11 protein-coding genes, 9 tRNA genes and 2 pseudogenes are annotated in these 15,333 nt (G+C 39.4%); 15 read left to right on the top strand and 7 right to left on the bottom strand.

Going from position 1 to position 15,333, the window contains the following annotated elements; translation table 11 throughout:
* Window positions 1-151 precede the first annotated feature (151 nt).
* The 6 genes and pseudogenes from zipA to AC5JQI_RS12845 form a co-directional block, all read left to right on the top strand.
* Entirely contained in the window at window positions 152-1,072 is a 921-nt protein-coding gene (gene zipA / locus AC5JQI_RS12870; protein WP_493912445.1) for a cell division protein ZipA, read from the top strand.
* A gap of 60 nt (window positions 1,073-1,132) precedes the next feature.
* Window positions 1,133-3,148, top strand: coding sequence for an NAD-dependent DNA ligase LigA (ligA, locus tag AC5JQI_RS12865; protein WP_493912444.1), 2,016 nt, complete (start codon window positions 1,133-1,135; stop codon window positions 3,146-3,148).
* Between the two features lie 169 nt (window positions 3,149-3,317).
* Window positions 3,318-4,508, top strand: a complete 1,191-nt coding sequence (locus AC5JQI_RS12860) for a NupC/NupG family nucleoside CNT transporter (RefSeq protein ID WP_493912443.1) — start codon at window positions 3,318-3,320, stop codon at window positions 4,506-4,508.
* Between the two features lie 751 nt (window positions 4,509-5,259).
* Window positions 5,260-6,531: an aminotransferase class I/II-fold pyridoxal phosphate-dependent enzyme gene (locus AC5JQI_RS12855; protein ID WP_493912442.1), complete on the top strand. Its 1,272-nt coding sequence runs from the start codon at window positions 5,260-5,262 to the stop codon at window positions 6,529-6,531.
* Window positions 6,532-6,591: 60 nt separating this feature from the next.
* Window positions 6,592-6,820, top strand: a pseudogene (gene tnpA, locus AC5JQI_RS12850) (IS200/IS605 family transposase); the annotation flags it as partial.
* Window positions 6,821-6,897: 77 nt separating this feature from the next.
* Window positions 6,898-6,996: pseudogene (locus AC5JQI_RS12845) on the top strand (putative quorum-sensing-regulated virulence factor); the annotation flags it as partial.
* Window positions 6,997-7,112: 116 nt separating this feature from the next.
* On the opposite strand, the gene AC5JQI_RS12840 reads toward AC5JQI_RS12845, so the two are convergent.
* From AC5JQI_RS12840 to gltX, 5 genes are all read right to left on the bottom strand, one after another.
* The gene (locus AC5JQI_RS12840) at window positions 7,113-8,459 is read right to left on the bottom strand and encodes an MATE family efflux transporter (protein WP_493912441.1); all 1,347 of its coding nucleotides are present in this window, start codon (window positions 8,457-8,459) and stop codon (window positions 7,113-7,115) included.
* A gap of 369 nt (window positions 8,460-8,828) precedes the next feature.
* Window positions 8,829-8,957: a hypothetical protein gene (locus AC5JQI_RS12835; protein ID WP_272903029.1), complete on the bottom strand. Its 129-nt coding sequence runs from the start codon at window positions 8,955-8,957 to the stop codon at window positions 8,829-8,831.
* A 200-nt stretch (window positions 8,958-9,157) separates the two neighbouring features.
* Window positions 9,158-9,233: transfer RNA gene (locus tag AC5JQI_RS12830), tRNA-Ala, on the bottom strand.
* Between the two features lie 54 nt (window positions 9,234-9,287).
* Window positions 9,288-9,363: transfer RNA gene (locus AC5JQI_RS12825), tRNA-Ala, on the bottom strand.
* A gap of 198 nt (window positions 9,364-9,561) precedes the next feature.
* Window positions 9,562-10,977, bottom strand: coding sequence for a glutamate--tRNA ligase (gene gltX / locus AC5JQI_RS12820; RefSeq protein ID WP_493912440.1), 1,416 nt, complete (start codon window positions 10,975-10,977; stop codon window positions 9,562-9,564).
* A 270-nt stretch (window positions 10,978-11,247) separates the two neighbouring features.
* On the opposite strand from gltX, the gene AC5JQI_RS12815 reads away from it, so the two are divergent.
* The 7 genes from AC5JQI_RS12815 (at window position 11,248) to AC5JQI_RS12785 (ending at window position 12,007) form a co-directional block, all read left to right on the top strand.
* A tRNA-Val gene (locus tag AC5JQI_RS12815) sits at window positions 11,248-11,323 on the top strand.
* Window positions 11,324-11,383: 60 nt separating this feature from the next.
* Window positions 11,384-11,459: transfer RNA gene (locus tag AC5JQI_RS12810), tRNA-Val, on the top strand.
* Window positions 11,460-11,502: 43 nt separating this feature from the next.
* Window positions 11,503-11,578: transfer RNA gene (locus tag AC5JQI_RS12805), tRNA-Val, on the top strand.
* A gap of 43 nt (window positions 11,579-11,621) precedes the next feature.
* Window positions 11,622-11,697, top strand: a tRNA-Lys gene (locus AC5JQI_RS12800).
* A gap of 30 nt (window positions 11,698-11,727) precedes the next feature.
* Window positions 11,728-11,803: transfer RNA gene (locus AC5JQI_RS12795), tRNA-Lys, on the top strand.
* Window positions 11,804-11,833: 30 nt separating this feature from the next.
* A tRNA-Lys gene (locus tag AC5JQI_RS12790) sits at window positions 11,834-11,909 on the top strand.
* A 22-nt stretch (window positions 11,910-11,931) separates the two neighbouring features.
* Window positions 11,932-12,007: transfer RNA gene (locus AC5JQI_RS12785), tRNA-Val, on the top strand.
* 210 nt (window positions 12,008-12,217) lie between these two features.
* Here AC5JQI_RS12785 and mtnK read toward each other — a convergent pair.
* Window positions 12,218-13,483, bottom strand: a complete 1,266-nt coding sequence (mtnK, locus tag AC5JQI_RS12780; RefSeq protein ID WP_493912439.1) for an S-methyl-5-thioribose kinase — start codon at window positions 13,481-13,483, stop codon at window positions 12,218-12,220.
* A gap of 630 nt (window positions 13,484-14,113) precedes the next feature.
* Here mtnK and AC5JQI_RS12775 point away from each other — a divergent pair.
* Window positions 14,114-14,701: an AidA/PixA family protein gene (locus AC5JQI_RS12775; RefSeq protein ID WP_493912438.1), complete on the top strand. Its 588-nt coding sequence runs from the start codon at window positions 14,114-14,116 to the stop codon at window positions 14,699-14,701.
* Window positions 14,702-14,773: 72 nt separating this feature from the next.
* Here the strand turns inward: AC5JQI_RS12775 and AC5JQI_RS12770 are convergent, their stop codons facing one another.
* Window positions 14,774-15,019, bottom strand: coding sequence for an IS3 family transposase (locus tag AC5JQI_RS12770; RefSeq protein WP_493912437.1), 246 nt, complete (start codon window positions 15,017-15,019; stop codon window positions 14,774-14,776).
* A gap of 57 nt (window positions 15,020-15,076) precedes the next feature.
* Between AC5JQI_RS12770 and AC5JQI_RS12765 the strand changes: the two genes are divergently transcribed.
* Entirely contained in the window at window positions 15,077-15,256 is a 180-nt protein-coding gene (locus AC5JQI_RS12765; RefSeq protein ID WP_493912436.1) for a hypothetical protein, read from the top strand.
* The last annotated feature ends 77 nt before the right edge of the window (window positions 15,257-15,333 follow it).

The following is a 15,333-nucleotide window of genomic DNA, read 5'->3' as shown; positions in this document are numbered from 1 at the left end:
TTGTGTTTAAAAAACATCCGAAAAAACAGAGGATATCTCTCTTTATGGTAAGAAAAGTATGTAGAGACTTGCACTTGTCTTATTTGACAAATACTCTTATCTAAAGAAGTTTCCGCCGTGGTGGCAATTAATTTAAACAACAGAGATAGCAATGATGCAGGATTTGCGTCTGATATTAATCGTTGTTGGTGCGATAGCCATAATAGCTTTGCTATTACATGGGTTGTGGACCAGCCGTAAAGAGCGTTCATCACTCTTTCGTGATCGCCCAGTTAAACGTCATAAACAGGGGCGTCAGGAAGAGTTAGAGGATAATAATGATGAATTGTTTGATAATTCACCAAAAGCACCTGTACAGAAGTCGGTAAAACGGCGTACTGAACATCGTGCAGAGCCAGTTATTGAACGTCAAACATCTGAATCATCAGTGGCCGGGCATGATAATGGTTCGGACCCTTTACTTGAAAGAGATCAGACTGACGTACCAGCTACAGAAGCGAAAGTTGTCACTGAATCGCAGGAAGAGCCTCAGCTCGGGTTATTTGATTCCGTAGAACAAGCTGAACTGAAAAGGGCAGAAAGCACTGATATTGCTGAAGGGCAACTAAAAGCGGTGGAAAATGAAGCACAGGCCGAGCCTGAGCAAATTCAAAAAGAAACTGTACTGGTGTTACATGTTGCCGCTCATCATGGTCAGGAACTGAATGGTGACGTCTTACTTCAAAGCATTTTGCAGGCTGGTTTCCGGTTTGGTGATATGAATATTTTCCATCGCCACTTGAATCCATCGGGCAGTGGTGCTGTGTTGTTCAGTTTAGCTAATATGGTAAAGCCGGGTTCATTTGATCCAGACCTAATGGTAGATTTCACGACTCCCGGGATATCCATGTTTATGCTGGTGCCTTCATTCGGTGATTCCAATCAGAATTTCAAGCTGATGCTACAAGCGGCACAGCGCATTGCAGCAGATGTAGGTGGCGTAGTTCTGGATGGTGAGCGTAAGATGCTTACTCCGCAGATGATCGAAGTCTATAAAGCGCGTATCCGCAATACGCTCAACGTCAGTGAATAACTCTTTTTTAGTATTAAACCCCCGCTAAGTCGGGGGTTTTTTCATCTCTGGTGAGAAGTCATGAAAACTATTATCGAAAAAATCAACGGATTAAGAACAATATTGCGTCATCATGAATATTTGTATCATGTTATGGATGCGCCAGAGATCCCTGATGCAGAATATGATCGTTTAATGCGGGAATTAAAAGCGCTGGAAGAGCAACACCCAACGTTGATCACGGCTGACTCTCCCACACAACGTGTAGGCGCAGCCCCATTGACGGTTTTCGAACAGGTGCGCCATGAGATCCCTATGCTGTCTTTAGATAACGTATTTGATGAAGAAAGTTATCTGGCATTTGATAAGCGTGTTCGTGACCGTCTGAAAGATAGCCGGGATTTGGTATTTTGTTGTGAACTGAAACTCGATGGTTTGGCTGTCAGCCTGTTATATGAAAATGGAGAATTGGTGCAGGCAGCAACGCGCGGAGATGGAACAACAGGGGAAAACATTACCACTAATGTTCGTACTATCCACGCTATTCCCTTGCGTTTGAAAGGGGGGAATATTCCGGCCCGTGTTGAAATCCGTGGTGAAGTGTTTATGAAACAGGCGGGGTTTGAAAAACTCAACGAAGAAGCCCGCCGCACAGGTAATAAAGTCTTCGCCAATCCCCGTAATGCAGCGGCCGGATCATTACGTCAGCTTGATCCACGTATTACCGCTAAACGTCCATTGACCTTTTATTGCTATGGTGTTGGCGTTCTGGAGGGCGGAGAACTGCCTGCAAGTCACTATCAACGTTTGATGCAATTCAAAAAGTGGGGATTGCCAGTCAGTGACAAAGTGAAACTGTGTCAGGGTACTCAACAAGTGATGGAATTTTACCATAACATTGAGCAACAGCGCCCGACATTAGGTTTTGATATTGATGGTGTTGTTGTTAAAGTCGATTTCCTTGAATTACAGGAAACGCTGGGTTTTGTTGCCAGAGCACCACGTTGGGCAACGGCTTTCAAATTTCCTGCCCAAGAACAGATGACGACTGTGCGTGATGTTGAATTTCAAGTCGGACGTACCGGAGCGATTACGCCAGTGGCGCGTTTGGAGCCTGTATTGGTCGCGGGTGTGACTGTCAGTAATGCCACATTGCACAATGCCGATGAAATTGAACGTTTGGGTCTGCGTATTGGTGATACTGTAGTTATTCGTCGTGCTGGAGATGTTATCCCGCAAGTCGTTGGTGTTATTCATGAGAATAGACCAACAGAAAGTCAGGAAATAGTTTTCCCAGAACATTGTCCTGTTTGTGGTTCAGATATCGAACGCGTTGAAGGAGAAGCAGTAGCCCGCTGTACGGGGGGCTTGTTCTGTGGGGCACAACGCAAAGAGGCGCTGAAACATTTTGTTTCCCGCCGTGCGATGGATGTTGATGGCATGGGCGAAAAAATTATTGAGCAGCTTGTTGATAAAGAATATGTCAAAACACCGGCTGATCTTTTCCGTCTGACCGCTGGAAAATTGACGGGTCTTGATCGAATGGGGCCTAAATCGGCACAAAATGTCATTAATGCTTTGGATAAATCCAAGAAAACCACTTTTGCTCGTTTTATTTATTCCTTGGGAATTCGTGAGGTTGGGGAAGCGACTGCCGCCAATCTGGTTGCACACTTTGGTACATTGGAAAAATTGCGTGTAGCGGATACGGATGCATTAGTTGCAGTGCAGGATGTGGGAGGCATTGTTGCCAGCCATGTCGTGAATTTCTTTAGCGAACCACATAATCAGGCTGTAATTGATGATTTGGTCAATAATGTTGGAATCCTTTGGGAATCTGTTGAAAGCCCGAGTTTGGATGAAATTGATAGCCCATTTGCCGGTAAAATTGTCGTATTGACGGGTTCATTAAGCCTTTTATCCAGAGACGAGGCCAAAGATAAACTGGCAGCTTTAGGTGCAAAAGTGACGGGGAGTGTTTCCAAAAAAACGGATCTGGTTATTGCCGGGGAAGCAGCGGGTTCCAAGTTGATTAAAGCCAATGAATTAGGCATTCCTGTTATTGGTGAAGAAGAAATGATCCGCTTATTGGGTTAATAATTTTTTACTTAAAAGTGAAATGTAGGAAAGTGTGACCGGATTGGCTAAACAGAAATTTGTAGCGTTTAATTAATAGATTTATGTGATGATTATAAAAATATACTGTTATCCGTTACATATAATATAGTTACAAATTTGCACAGCATCATGTTTGGAGTTCTTTTTTATGTCTCATGTTTTTCATTTTTTCCTTGCATTGGTCGTGATTGGCGGTCTGTCGATTTTAGCGAGTAATAACCGAAAGGATATTCGGATTCGTTATATTATTCAGTTATTGATTATTGAGATTTTTTTGGCATGGTTTTTCCTGAATTCTAATGCTGGTTTGGGGATTGTTAAGGCATTTGACAACCTGTTCGTCCATTTGTTGTCTTATGCGGCGAAAGGAACCAGCTTTATTTTCGGCGGAATGATGGAAGCGAATCTGGCATTTTTCTTCCTGAATGTATTGTGCCCAATCATCTTCATTTCTGCTTTGATTGGTATTTTACAACATATTAAAGTATTGCCGATTATTATCCGCGCGATAGGTACAGTGTTGTCTAAAATTAACGGCATGGGCAAGCTGGAGTCGTTTAATGCGGTTAGCTCACTGATTCTGGGGCAATCAGAGAACTTTATTGCTTACAAAGATGTACTGGGTAAGATGTCTGAGCGCCGGATGTATACGATGGCGGCGACGGCAATGTCTACAGTATCCATGTCTATTGTGGGTGCCTATATGACGATGCTGGATGCAAGATACGTGGTAGCAGCGCTGGTACTTAATATGTTCAGCACCTTTATCGTCTTGTCGCTCATTAACCCTTACTCTGTTGAGAGTGAAGAAGAAATCCATATGAGCAACCTGCACGAAGGACAAAGTTTTTTTGAAATGCTGGGCGAATATATTTTGGCTGGTTTCAAAGTCGCATTGATTGTTTCTGCAATGTTGATTGGTTTTATCGCCCTGATTGCGGGTATCAATGCCATTTTTGACTTAGTGTTTGGTATTACTTTCCAAGAGTGTCTGGGGTATGTGTTCTATCCTTTGGCGTGGATCATTGGTATTCCGGGCGATGAAGCGCTGAAAGTAGGCAGTATCATGGCGACGAAACTCGTTTCCAATGAGTTTGTGGCAATGCAGGGCCTGCAAGAAATTTCGGCTGAACTGAGCGAACGTTCAAAAGGCATTCTGTCGGTATTCTTAGTTTCCTTCGCTAATTTCTCATCTATTGGGATTGTTGCTGGTGCCATTAAAGGACTTAATGAAAAACAGGGTAACACGGTTGCACGTTTTGGCCTGAAGCTGCTGTTCGGCTCTACTCTGGTGAGCTTCCTGTCTGCGGCAATTACAGGGCTGATCATGAGTATTTAAGCTCCTTCTATAAATTAAACTTTATAATGAAATGAATAAAAGTGGCATCTTGGCAGATGCCACTTTTTCTTTTAAAAAATTTAACGTTTGTGGCAATCGTTATATGAAATGGCAACATGAAATCATTGTTACCAGTATTTATGGTAGTTACTTAACTGAATGGAACCGTTCATAAAATTGTTTTCATTACAGCAATAATTCAGAATGCAAAAATGAATATGTCACTATTGCAAAATGTTATTTATCTATAAATGAAAATATATTGGATGGTGGTTTTTCTAATTATGTGAATTTTATCATGTATTGCTTGTGATAGTTACAGTTTGAATCAGGAATGAAACTCCTTTGTATTATACCCTTGTTCTATTGTTACGATGAAATATCATCTGCTATTTCCCAAGAATAGCCTTCCATGTTATACGGAATAATATAAATAATATTAGTTACAGTTCAAAAAATATCTATTTACAAAAAGTAAGGTTAAGTGCTAATTTGCGTAAATTAAAATATGTATTTATTTTATTGATGTAGATAAATTTAGAATAATTATAAATTAACGTGGTTATTTAAAATATATATATAAAATTATAAGGAGTGATAAATATCAATTCTTATCATGTATTACTGCTGAAATATATAACCGAGAGGTCTTAATCTAAACTCCCTATTTATTCTAATCAACTCACTAAGATCTTAGTGAGAATATTTATCATCATTTTTAATTCTTATTTTTATACAAGGAACCAGGACTATGAATAAATTTAGTCATACTGACTCAAGAATAGATGACGATCATCGTGACATTGCGCGATCTAACGATTATCTACAGAGTATAGCTGAGCGTTACGACCATTTTGTCTCTGAGGGCAAAATGGATATGATTGGTAGAGTATTTCATAGCATTCCTTGCAAGAATGCTTCCGTTAGCTACAGTCCTACCAGTGCCGATAGCGCACTTATACGTGATGTTTTGCATTTAGGCTCCTATAACTACTCTGGACTCAATGGCCATCAAAGCATCATTGAATCCAGCATCAATGCAATTCATCATTATGGAACCACATCCAGTGGCGTACGTCTTCTTAATGGTACTAGTGACTTACATCTTGAAATGGAGCAACGGCTGGCTAAATTCCTTGGTGTAGAGGAAGTCATTACTTTCAGCTCAGGATTCAGCGCTAATCTCGCTGTCCTCTCGACTCTATGCCGTGAAGGTGACGTAGTTTTCAGTGACATGCTCAACCATCAATCTATTGTTGATGGCCTGAAACTGAGCAGTGCAACAGTTCGAATTTATCAACATGCTTCTCTAAAAAGTCTTGAGAACAAATTGCGTCAAACTTCATTTCAAGCACGCAAATTTATTATCACCGATGGTGTTTTTAGTATGGATGGTGATTTAGCACCATTGCCTGGTATTGTCGAGCTAGCACGAAAATACAATGCCTTTGTCATTGTTGATGACGCGCATGGCACTGCACATGTTGGCCCGAACGGCCGAGGAAGCTGTGCCCACTTTGGAATAACTGATCAAGTTGATATTATCACTGGTAGCTTGAGCAAAGGCTTACCAGGCATTGGCGGGTTTATTGGCACAAATAAGAAAACAGGAAAAATCCTCCGCGTTGCCGCAACGCCTTATATTTACTCTGCTTCACTCCCTCCGGCCGTGTTAGCTGCAGTCATGAGTGCTATCGATATTCTTGATGCCTCATCACAATTGACCTTAGAGTTGCAAGCTAAGGCAGAGTATTTCCGCCAAAAATTACGTGATGCGGGATTTAATATACTCAACAGCGAAACTGCCATTGTGCCATTGATTACAGGTGATGAACATCGTTGCTATACAATGGCTCGTATGCTTCATGAGAAAGGTATATACGTTAATCCTGTGGCATTTCCTGCTGTAAGTAAAACACGTACACGAATACGGATGAATTTGAGCGCGAATCTGAGCAAAGAAGAGTTGGACTATAGCATTCACATTTTAATCCAAATTGGACAGCAACTGGATTTAATATGACTTCACAAGGAGTTTCCCAATTTACTAAAACCAAAATTTTTTGTATCTGGTAGCCCAATTATGAAAAATTGTGAAGTATTAGAGTTAAATATCTAGCTAGACCATATATTTCTAGTCGTCATCATTCCTCCCTAAATTATTGGTATCAATATTGATGGGACTCCTCAAAGGTTGGAGGGACATCAGGCTTTATAAGCTATTTCCTCATATATAAAAAAGACTGTGGGGTAATCACTTTTGGGCAAGAGGATATTTTGCTGATATGGTAGGAATGAATGAAGCCATTATTGGATGCCCAATTTAAAACCGCCTTCTTTGAAGGTGGTTTTAACGTCAGGATATATTCAGGTTAAAGAGGTGAATACAATGAAAAAAGAAAATTTTCTGGAAATCGCTAACACAGTTATGCCATTTGGCAAATATAAAGGGCATATGCAGACTTTACCTATTGAAGTCAGAGAATGGATGGTAAATACGCCCCTAATGAAGCGTATGACAACGAAAGAATAAGTGGCGAAACGGTTGCTCTCTTACCGTTGCGCTGCACTTGAAATCCATTAGAAATACGTTCTTAATGTTGTTTATTTTACTAGTTTTTTAAACTTAGAGTTCAATATAACGGAAAGCACTATCGCATTGACAATTAAACCTGAAACCAGACCATACCAAAAACCAACCAACCCCATTTTTTCTGTAATGATATCTGTTAGCCCTAACGTAAAACCCAAAGGGACTCCCACAACCCAATAACCAAAAATAGGAGCATAGAACACAACTTTTGTTTCATGTAACCCTCGAAAAACACCCGATAATATGAACTGAAAAGCATCAAAGAAATAGAAAAAGCACAAGAACATCACAATGCTAACAGCCGTATTTATCACAAGAATATCTTTTGTATATAAAGTAATAATGGATTCAGCATATAGATAGAAAATAGCACATAATACAAAGGATATTAATGAGCCGGTAGCGGTTGCTATAGTACTAAAGCGTAATATTGATTGGATGTCTCTTTTGGCTTTTAAATAACTGACTCTTACTGTTGTGGCAGTGGAAAATCCACCACTCACGGTAAACATCAGGGAAGATATAATTAACAATATATTATTGGCGGCGATGTAAACAGGGCCTAGAGTAGCAATGCCAAATGAAATAATATCAAGAAAGAGCAATTCAATAAAAAGAGCCATTCCACTTGGAATACCGATTGAAAATAATCTCTTTAAATTTTTATTGAATTTTAAAGAGAATTTAAACTGGTATTTTTTATACTCTTTTTTGTATAAGAAATAAATAACGAGAACAATGGCACTAAGAGTATTGATAATTGCTGTTGCTATGCCTGCACCTACTCCTCCCATCTCTGGTATACCAAATTTACCAAATATGAAAGCATAATTGAGAGGTATATTAATAAGAAGAGCAATACAGGAAATATACATAGCGACTTTTGTATCTTCGAGTCCTTGCAGTAGAGAGCGAAATACGTTGAATATCATCACTCCGGGTACACTAAATGCCATAGCTGTAATATAACCATCCGTAATATTCACTACATTTTCATCAATACCAATAAGAGACAGTATCTGTACAGCAACGAACAGGAAAATAATAATGGGTATTGATAAAATGAGTGAAGCAGTTATGTAATTGTTTGTGCACTCTTTTATTTCATCAATATCATTATGAGATCTGTATTTTGCTACATCGGCAGCCAACATAATAATAACGCCGTATCCCAATATAAAGATAGGAAACCAAATGCTACCTCCAAGAGAAACCGCCGCTAAATCGTTTGTTGAATAATGGCCTGACATGATAGCATCGACTGCACCCATAGCTGTTCTGGCAAGTTGCGTTATTATAATCGGGCTTGATAATAAAAAAAGATATTTTACTTCGCCCAACAATCTTACCTTTTGCATGTTTTTCCTTATTGGATTTTTTATTACATTATTTTATCTAGATTAAAAAATAAAAACGCCTTTGCATGATGTTGAGTTCAATCTCTGATTTATTTCTTATTAAGATTAGTAAAAGATAGACATTGGCACTAAAACGAGGCTGAGTTTTATTAAAAATGAGTAAATGCTTTGTTTTTAATAAAATGGGTATAACAAAATATGGTACTATTGAACCCAATAACTTTTCTATCATAAAAAAACAAATGATACAATTAGTTATTGACTGTTATTTCTAATAAAACGTTATCGGAATCTAATTTTAATGTGAATCCAAGTTGTTTATCATCTCTAACTTAGATTATGCTCACATTTATTTTATATCATCTATGTTTATACCCATTGAATTTCAAGATGCAGAGCGACGGCAAGGGAATGACAAATTCGTCGGGAACGAATTTGCCCAGCCAAAGGCTGGCCTCCGGTGAAAGGCAGGAGCCTTTCATTAATCCCCTGGAGCATAGATAACTATGTGACCGGGGTGAGTGAGCGCAGCCAGCAAAGCTGCAACTTGAAAGACGACAGGTATAAATAACTATGAATTAGGCCATGTGTACAGTGATGCTATTTTTTGATCGTAGGAAAGTGACAGACTAATTTCATTATATTTGTCTAAAAGAAAATCCCCTGAGAACTTTCGTTTTCAGGGGATTATAGAATTTTGGTGGAGCTAAGCGGGATCGAACCGCTGACCTCTTGCATGCCATGCAAGCGCTCTCCCAGCTGAGCTATAGCCCCACGAATGTTGTTCAGGTTTTGAGTGCCAAATACTGACTGGAGATTACAAGTATTTGGTGGAGCTAAGCGGGATCGAACCGCTGACCTCTTGCATGCCATGCAAGCGCTCTCCCAGCTGAGCTATAGCCCCAAGTCAAAATCCTGTGGAACGGGGCGAATCATATGAAACCCAGAGAATTCTGTCAATGGATTCATTAATATTCTCTGTGTAAGCGCTGAAAAAGCCATCAATAGGTAATGCAGGCAGTAAAAATAAAGACACTGCAATAGATTGAGTGCCTTTATCTACTTCATCTTTTACTTTTACATCAAATTATTAAATGGTGATTTATTGTGCTTCACGCTGAGCAATATAAGATAAAGCCTTATCAATACGAGACAAAGAGCGGGGTTGGTTGATGGCATGAATCGTGACATCAACACTCGGAGACTGGCCTGCACCCGTCACAGCAACACGCAGTGGCATACCCACTTTACCCATGCCAACTTCCAGTTCATCAGCCGTTGCCTGAATTGCATGATGGATATTTTCTGCTGTCCATTCAGTGATAGCTGCCAATTTTGCACGGACAACTTCTAATGGCTGGCGAGCAACAGGGCGTAAATGTTTCTTCGCAGCATCTGCATCGAATTCAGTAAATTCTTCATAGAAATAGCGGCAAGAACCTGCCATTTCTTTTAAAGTCTTGCAGCGTTCGCCCAACAGCTTGACCAAATCAACTAATTCTGGGCCAGTGTGTGTATCGATAGCTTGCTGTTCAATATGCCACGCTAAATGTACAGCAACTTTTTCTGCTGGCAGGGTATTAATGTAATGATGATTCAACCATTGCAGTTTTTCAGTGTTAAACGCGCTGGCGGATTTGCTGATAGCATCCAGGCTGAATAATTCAGTCATTTCGTCAACACTGAAAATCTCCTGATCGCCATGTGACCAACCCAGACGAACCAGATAGTTCAACAGAGCTTCTGGCAGATAACCGTCATCGCGGTACTGCATTACACTGACTGCACCATGACGTTTGGATAGTTTTTTACCATCATCTCCAAGGATCATGGAAACGTGGGCATATTCTGGAACCGGAGCACCGAGGGCTTTGAGGATATTGATTTGGCGCGGAGTATTGTTGATATGGTCTTCTCCACGAATAACATGGGTGATTTCCATATCCCAGTCATCAATGACAACACAGAAGTTATAAGTTGGCGAGCCGTCGGTACGGCGAATAATCAAATCATCCAGTTCCTGATTGCTGAATTCAATCGGGCCACGGATGCTATCATTAAAAATGACCGATCCTTCCTGCGGGTTGCGGAAACGTACAACATGGGGTTCATCATGGCTGTGTTGGCACTCGTTGTCACGGCACAGCCCGTCATAGCGTGGCTTTTCACCATTTGCCATTTGTGTTTCACGCAGTTGCTCCAAACGTTCTTTGGAACAATAACAGCGGTAAGCTGTACTCTGTTCCAGCATTTCATCAATAACTTGGTTATAACGGTCGAAACGTTTGGTCTGATAATAAGGGCCTTCATCCCAATTTAGGTTTAACCAGTTCATCCCGTCCATAATTGCATCAATGGCTTCTTGAGTGGAACGTTCCAGATCGGTGTCTTCAATACGAAGAACAAATTCACCTTTATTGTGGTGGCTGTATAACCAGGAATAAAGGGCAGTACGCGCACCACCAACGTGAAGGTAGCCAGTTGGACTTGGCGCAAAACGGGTTTTAATTTTACTCATCAGGAATTGCCTTAATTACGTTTCTCTTGTTTAGAGAACGTTTTGGATGATTGGTGTAACAATAGTGGGAATCATTTTATCACCGCACTTCAATTCCTCAATGCTGTTAACAGTAGGTTGTTGAGAAAAGACAAAATGCATTGACTAGATGATACCACAGCGTGATTATAATTGTTTCATTCTGTTTAATTTTACGACGAACGATTATTTTAATAATAAAAACCGTTGACTCACCTCGAACTATCCCTATAATGCGACTCCATCACGACGGGGCGATTAGCTCAGTTGGTAGAGCATCTCCCTTACAAGGAGGGGGTCATCAGTTCGAATCTGGTATCGCCCACCATACTCTCGTAGTGATAAACAACGTTAGTGGTAACGTTGTGATAAAAATGATTTTATGATTGGGCGATTAGCTCAGTTGGTAGAGCATCTCCCTTACAAGGAGGGGGTCATCAGTTCGAATCTGGTATCGCCCACCAATCATAAATCAGTGGTATTGATGTCGTTATAGTCATCTGAAGTGGGCGATTAGCTCAGTTGGTAGAGCATCTCCCTTACAAGGAGGGGGTCATCAGTTCGAATCTGGTATCGCCCACCACTTCATTAGATTGTTTCGCAGTATCACACCTGATATTTAGAATGGGTCGTTAGCTCAGTCGGTAGAGCAGTTGACTTTTAATCAATTGGTCGCAGGTTCGAATCCTGCACGACCCACCATTCAAATATCAAAATCAAAATTATCTAATTGGGTCGTTAGCTCAGTCGGTAGAGCAGTTGACTTTTAATCAATTGGTCGCAGGTTCGAATCCTGCACGACCCACCATTTAGATATCAAAATCAGAATTGCCTAATTGGGTCGTTAGCTCAGTCGGTAGAGCAGTTGACTTTTAATCAATTGGTCGCAGGTTCGAATCCTGCACGACCCACCATTTAGGTACAGAAATATGAAGTGGGCGATTAGCTCAGTTGGTAGAGCATCTCCCTTACAAGGAGGGGGTCATCAGTTCGAATCTGGTATTGCCCACCACTTCATCTAAACACTTCCAGCCTGAAATTCTATTTCCGTTACTACATCCTGTTTTGCATAACTTTTTCAGTAAAGTATCTAACCAATCAGTTGTCTTTTCTATTCCATTGGAAATTATGAATAACAGCATTGAGTTCAGAATGAGCTTGGTAACAAGACAGATGAAAATGCCACTTGCTTGAAGTTATTTATCCATTTCATATTTTCCTTTTAACACTGTGCTATATAGCGTCGAATGAGAGAGAAATTAGGGTATCTTTCTCTATTCACAATCAACTCTCGCGCTAATTTCAGCGCGCTTTTCTCATAAATAGCACGCTGGTTTTGATCTTCTATCAATTTGAAATCGGCAACACCGGCAAAGCCAATAATACGGCGATTGATTTCGAAACCAGTATAAGCAAGGGTATCTTTAAATAGGGTGGATAAAAAATCGTCTTGTGCTGTTTTCAAAAATGAGACATCAAATGTGCCTTGTTGATAAAGCGTGGTGGGATAGGCATCCCCTATCTCTTTCTCATTCCATAACTGACGGAAGTGACGGTCGAATACTATCCAGGTTGTCTCTATTTGCTCCAGCAACCAGATCTGGTAATCGACACATTGTGCATTAGTTTCCCGCAGGGCGGGCTGGACAAAATAGGCCATCAATAAATTACCGATATAGTTACCGATATCAAACGCCATTGGACCCATGAAACTAAATTCTGGGTCAATCATTTTTGTAGAATTTGGTGTCACCATGATGGAACCGGAATGGAGGTCGCCATGTAGCAAGGCTTGTGCTTGTGTCATAAATTGATACTTATACTGCATGGCTGATTGAATTAACGCGCGATCTTGCCAAATGGAATAAACTTCGTCATCAAGTTGAGGGGACGTCCAGTTATTTCGTTCCGCGTTGAAATAAGGCTCTGTGAAAATCAAATCTTCGGTGATTTTGCAAAGTTCATGATTATTGGCGAAGCGGGCAATCAGCTCTTTCTTCTCCTTGCTGGGCATTCCAATATCTGAGGTATGGAAGAGTGTATTGGCGAGAAAAATCCCAATATCTTCCGCAAGATGAGAGAGTTTTTTCCTGGCAATTAGTTGATTACGTAGGATGATATGCTGAGATAAATACTCCATTGCGAAGAGAGACATTTTTTCGTCATAAAAATAAACCTCGGGGACATACTTTCCGGCAACTTTACGTTCTTCAATCAAAGCATGGTATTCAAAATACGAACGAACAAGAGAAAGCTGCCATGATTCACCCGCTACCCGAACATAGGGCAAGGCTTGCTTCACAACAATTGTCTTTTCCTTTCCAGAAACAATAAATACTAAGTTGAGATTCCCATCGCCAACCTCCTGTATTTTCCAAGTTTCAGGTTCACCACCTAATGAAATTGTTGTTGGTAAATTTTTAGCAAGATAGAGTGGTAAAGATTCACTGGTTTGTGGGATATACCCTGTAGGGATATGAGCAGACATTATTTTTCATCCTGATAATTTCATGAATAAACGTTCATAAACTGCACATCGATAACTTATTCTGCTGTAATAATTTTTACAATTGTTAAATATAGGTGTGTAAAGGTAAAGTGTCTGTGATGGAACTAACGAATTTCCATTGAATAGAATATTAATTAGATCTTCTGTTTCGAGCCTAAATGGCCATTTTAAAAAGAGATTATGTTGCTTGGATTCGCCTAATGAGTGCAGATATATTTTCACAAATATATTTCGTTAAGCAACTAAGTGAAATCATGAAATAATAACCAAAAAATTCACTTTATACCTTTTGTTTTCTAATGGAGATAAACAAAAAACCATAGAGACAATTTATTTATCAGAATATTTATATTGGGTAAATTAAAAATGGTTATCTGGAACTTTATTAAATAGATTAAAGAAAGAATATTTGATATAGAATGTTATTAATGTAATGAATGGTTTTTTTGTAACTTACTTATCCTTGCATGACTGTTTTTTTTTGATATTTAGTATTTGATATTTTTTTATTACATTAAATCCTGTAAGTGGCTTATGAGTTCATGTTGGTTATTGTTAAATTTATCGCATGATAATTATCAATTTAATTAACTAATTAAGGTTGCTATTATGACAGGATTTAGCCAAAAAATAATAGATATATTGGTTACTATTCAAGCCGAAGATCTTATTAACAGATATAAAGGTAGATTTAGCTCTAATGTGAATTCTCCTACCCCAATTAATGATTATAATAACTATTTCCATCTATTTACTGAGGAAGATAATGTTTATTTACATCAAGGGTCAGGTGATTTAATTGTTAGTGCAAATAAAGGCGATGTTCTTCGTTGGAGAGATATTACTTTAACTAAGAACTCTATATATTCAACAGCATTAGTAAAATTTGAGGCATTCCCTCCTCATAATATATATAATGAGGGTTTAATGCACGAGCATTTATCAGTCATGACTGTGGATCATTTTCATGATTATATTATGGATGTAGAGACAGCAAAACCATTAGAAGTAAAACCTCAACAAGTAAGAAGTTATTACTGGGAATCTACAGTTCAAAAAATGCCTTTACCTGGAACGAGTGTTACACTATTTTATTCCCTTGTTTTCGGAATATATAGAGAAGGGAATTTATTGGGCTATGTAATGATGGATCCCGGCATTCGTCTTAATAATGGCGATCGGAGTTTATTGGCTTAAGATAATCTAAATTCAATTATAATATTCAAGGCTGCGCTCCGTGAAGTGACCCCATAAAGTTGGATACTTTTATTAAATCCCTAACTTGGCCTGATTTCGATATTCCACTGGACTCAGGCCCTTCAGTTTTACCTTGAACCGTTTAGTATTGTAGTATTTGATGTATTCATCAAGAAAAGCGATTAAATTATCCACATCTTCAAACTCATGTTGATGATACATTTTCATTTTTAGTAATGCGAAAAAATTTTCTGGCATCGTATTATCCAGACAATTTCCTTTTCTGGATATGCTTTGTGTTAATCCATTCTCCGCCAAAAGCTTTCTGATCTGTGTATGTTGATATTGCTATACCTTTTTATTAGATAACGGGATATGCGTTTGGGAGAAACGGTTATCAAGGGTGTTCCTCAGTCTCTGGTGGTCGATCCTCAACCAGTTATCGCGGTGAACAAATCAACGCTGATTGCGCTGGCCAAGTTCATTATCCGGCACGAGAACGGCAAACAGCCTTATTATGATGATGTATTTGAAAACGTATTCAACTTACTCTGAGAAGGCATCATCGACGACCGGGCAAAATTAAGCTATTAAGGTTTACTGGATATCCAAATAAAGTTGAGTTTATCAAT

Source organism: Xenorhabdus sp. XBWT (assembly GCF_059072735.1).
The sequence above is the reverse complement of the archived record's forward strand: the minus strand, read 5'-3'. Positions and strand labels throughout refer to the sequence as shown.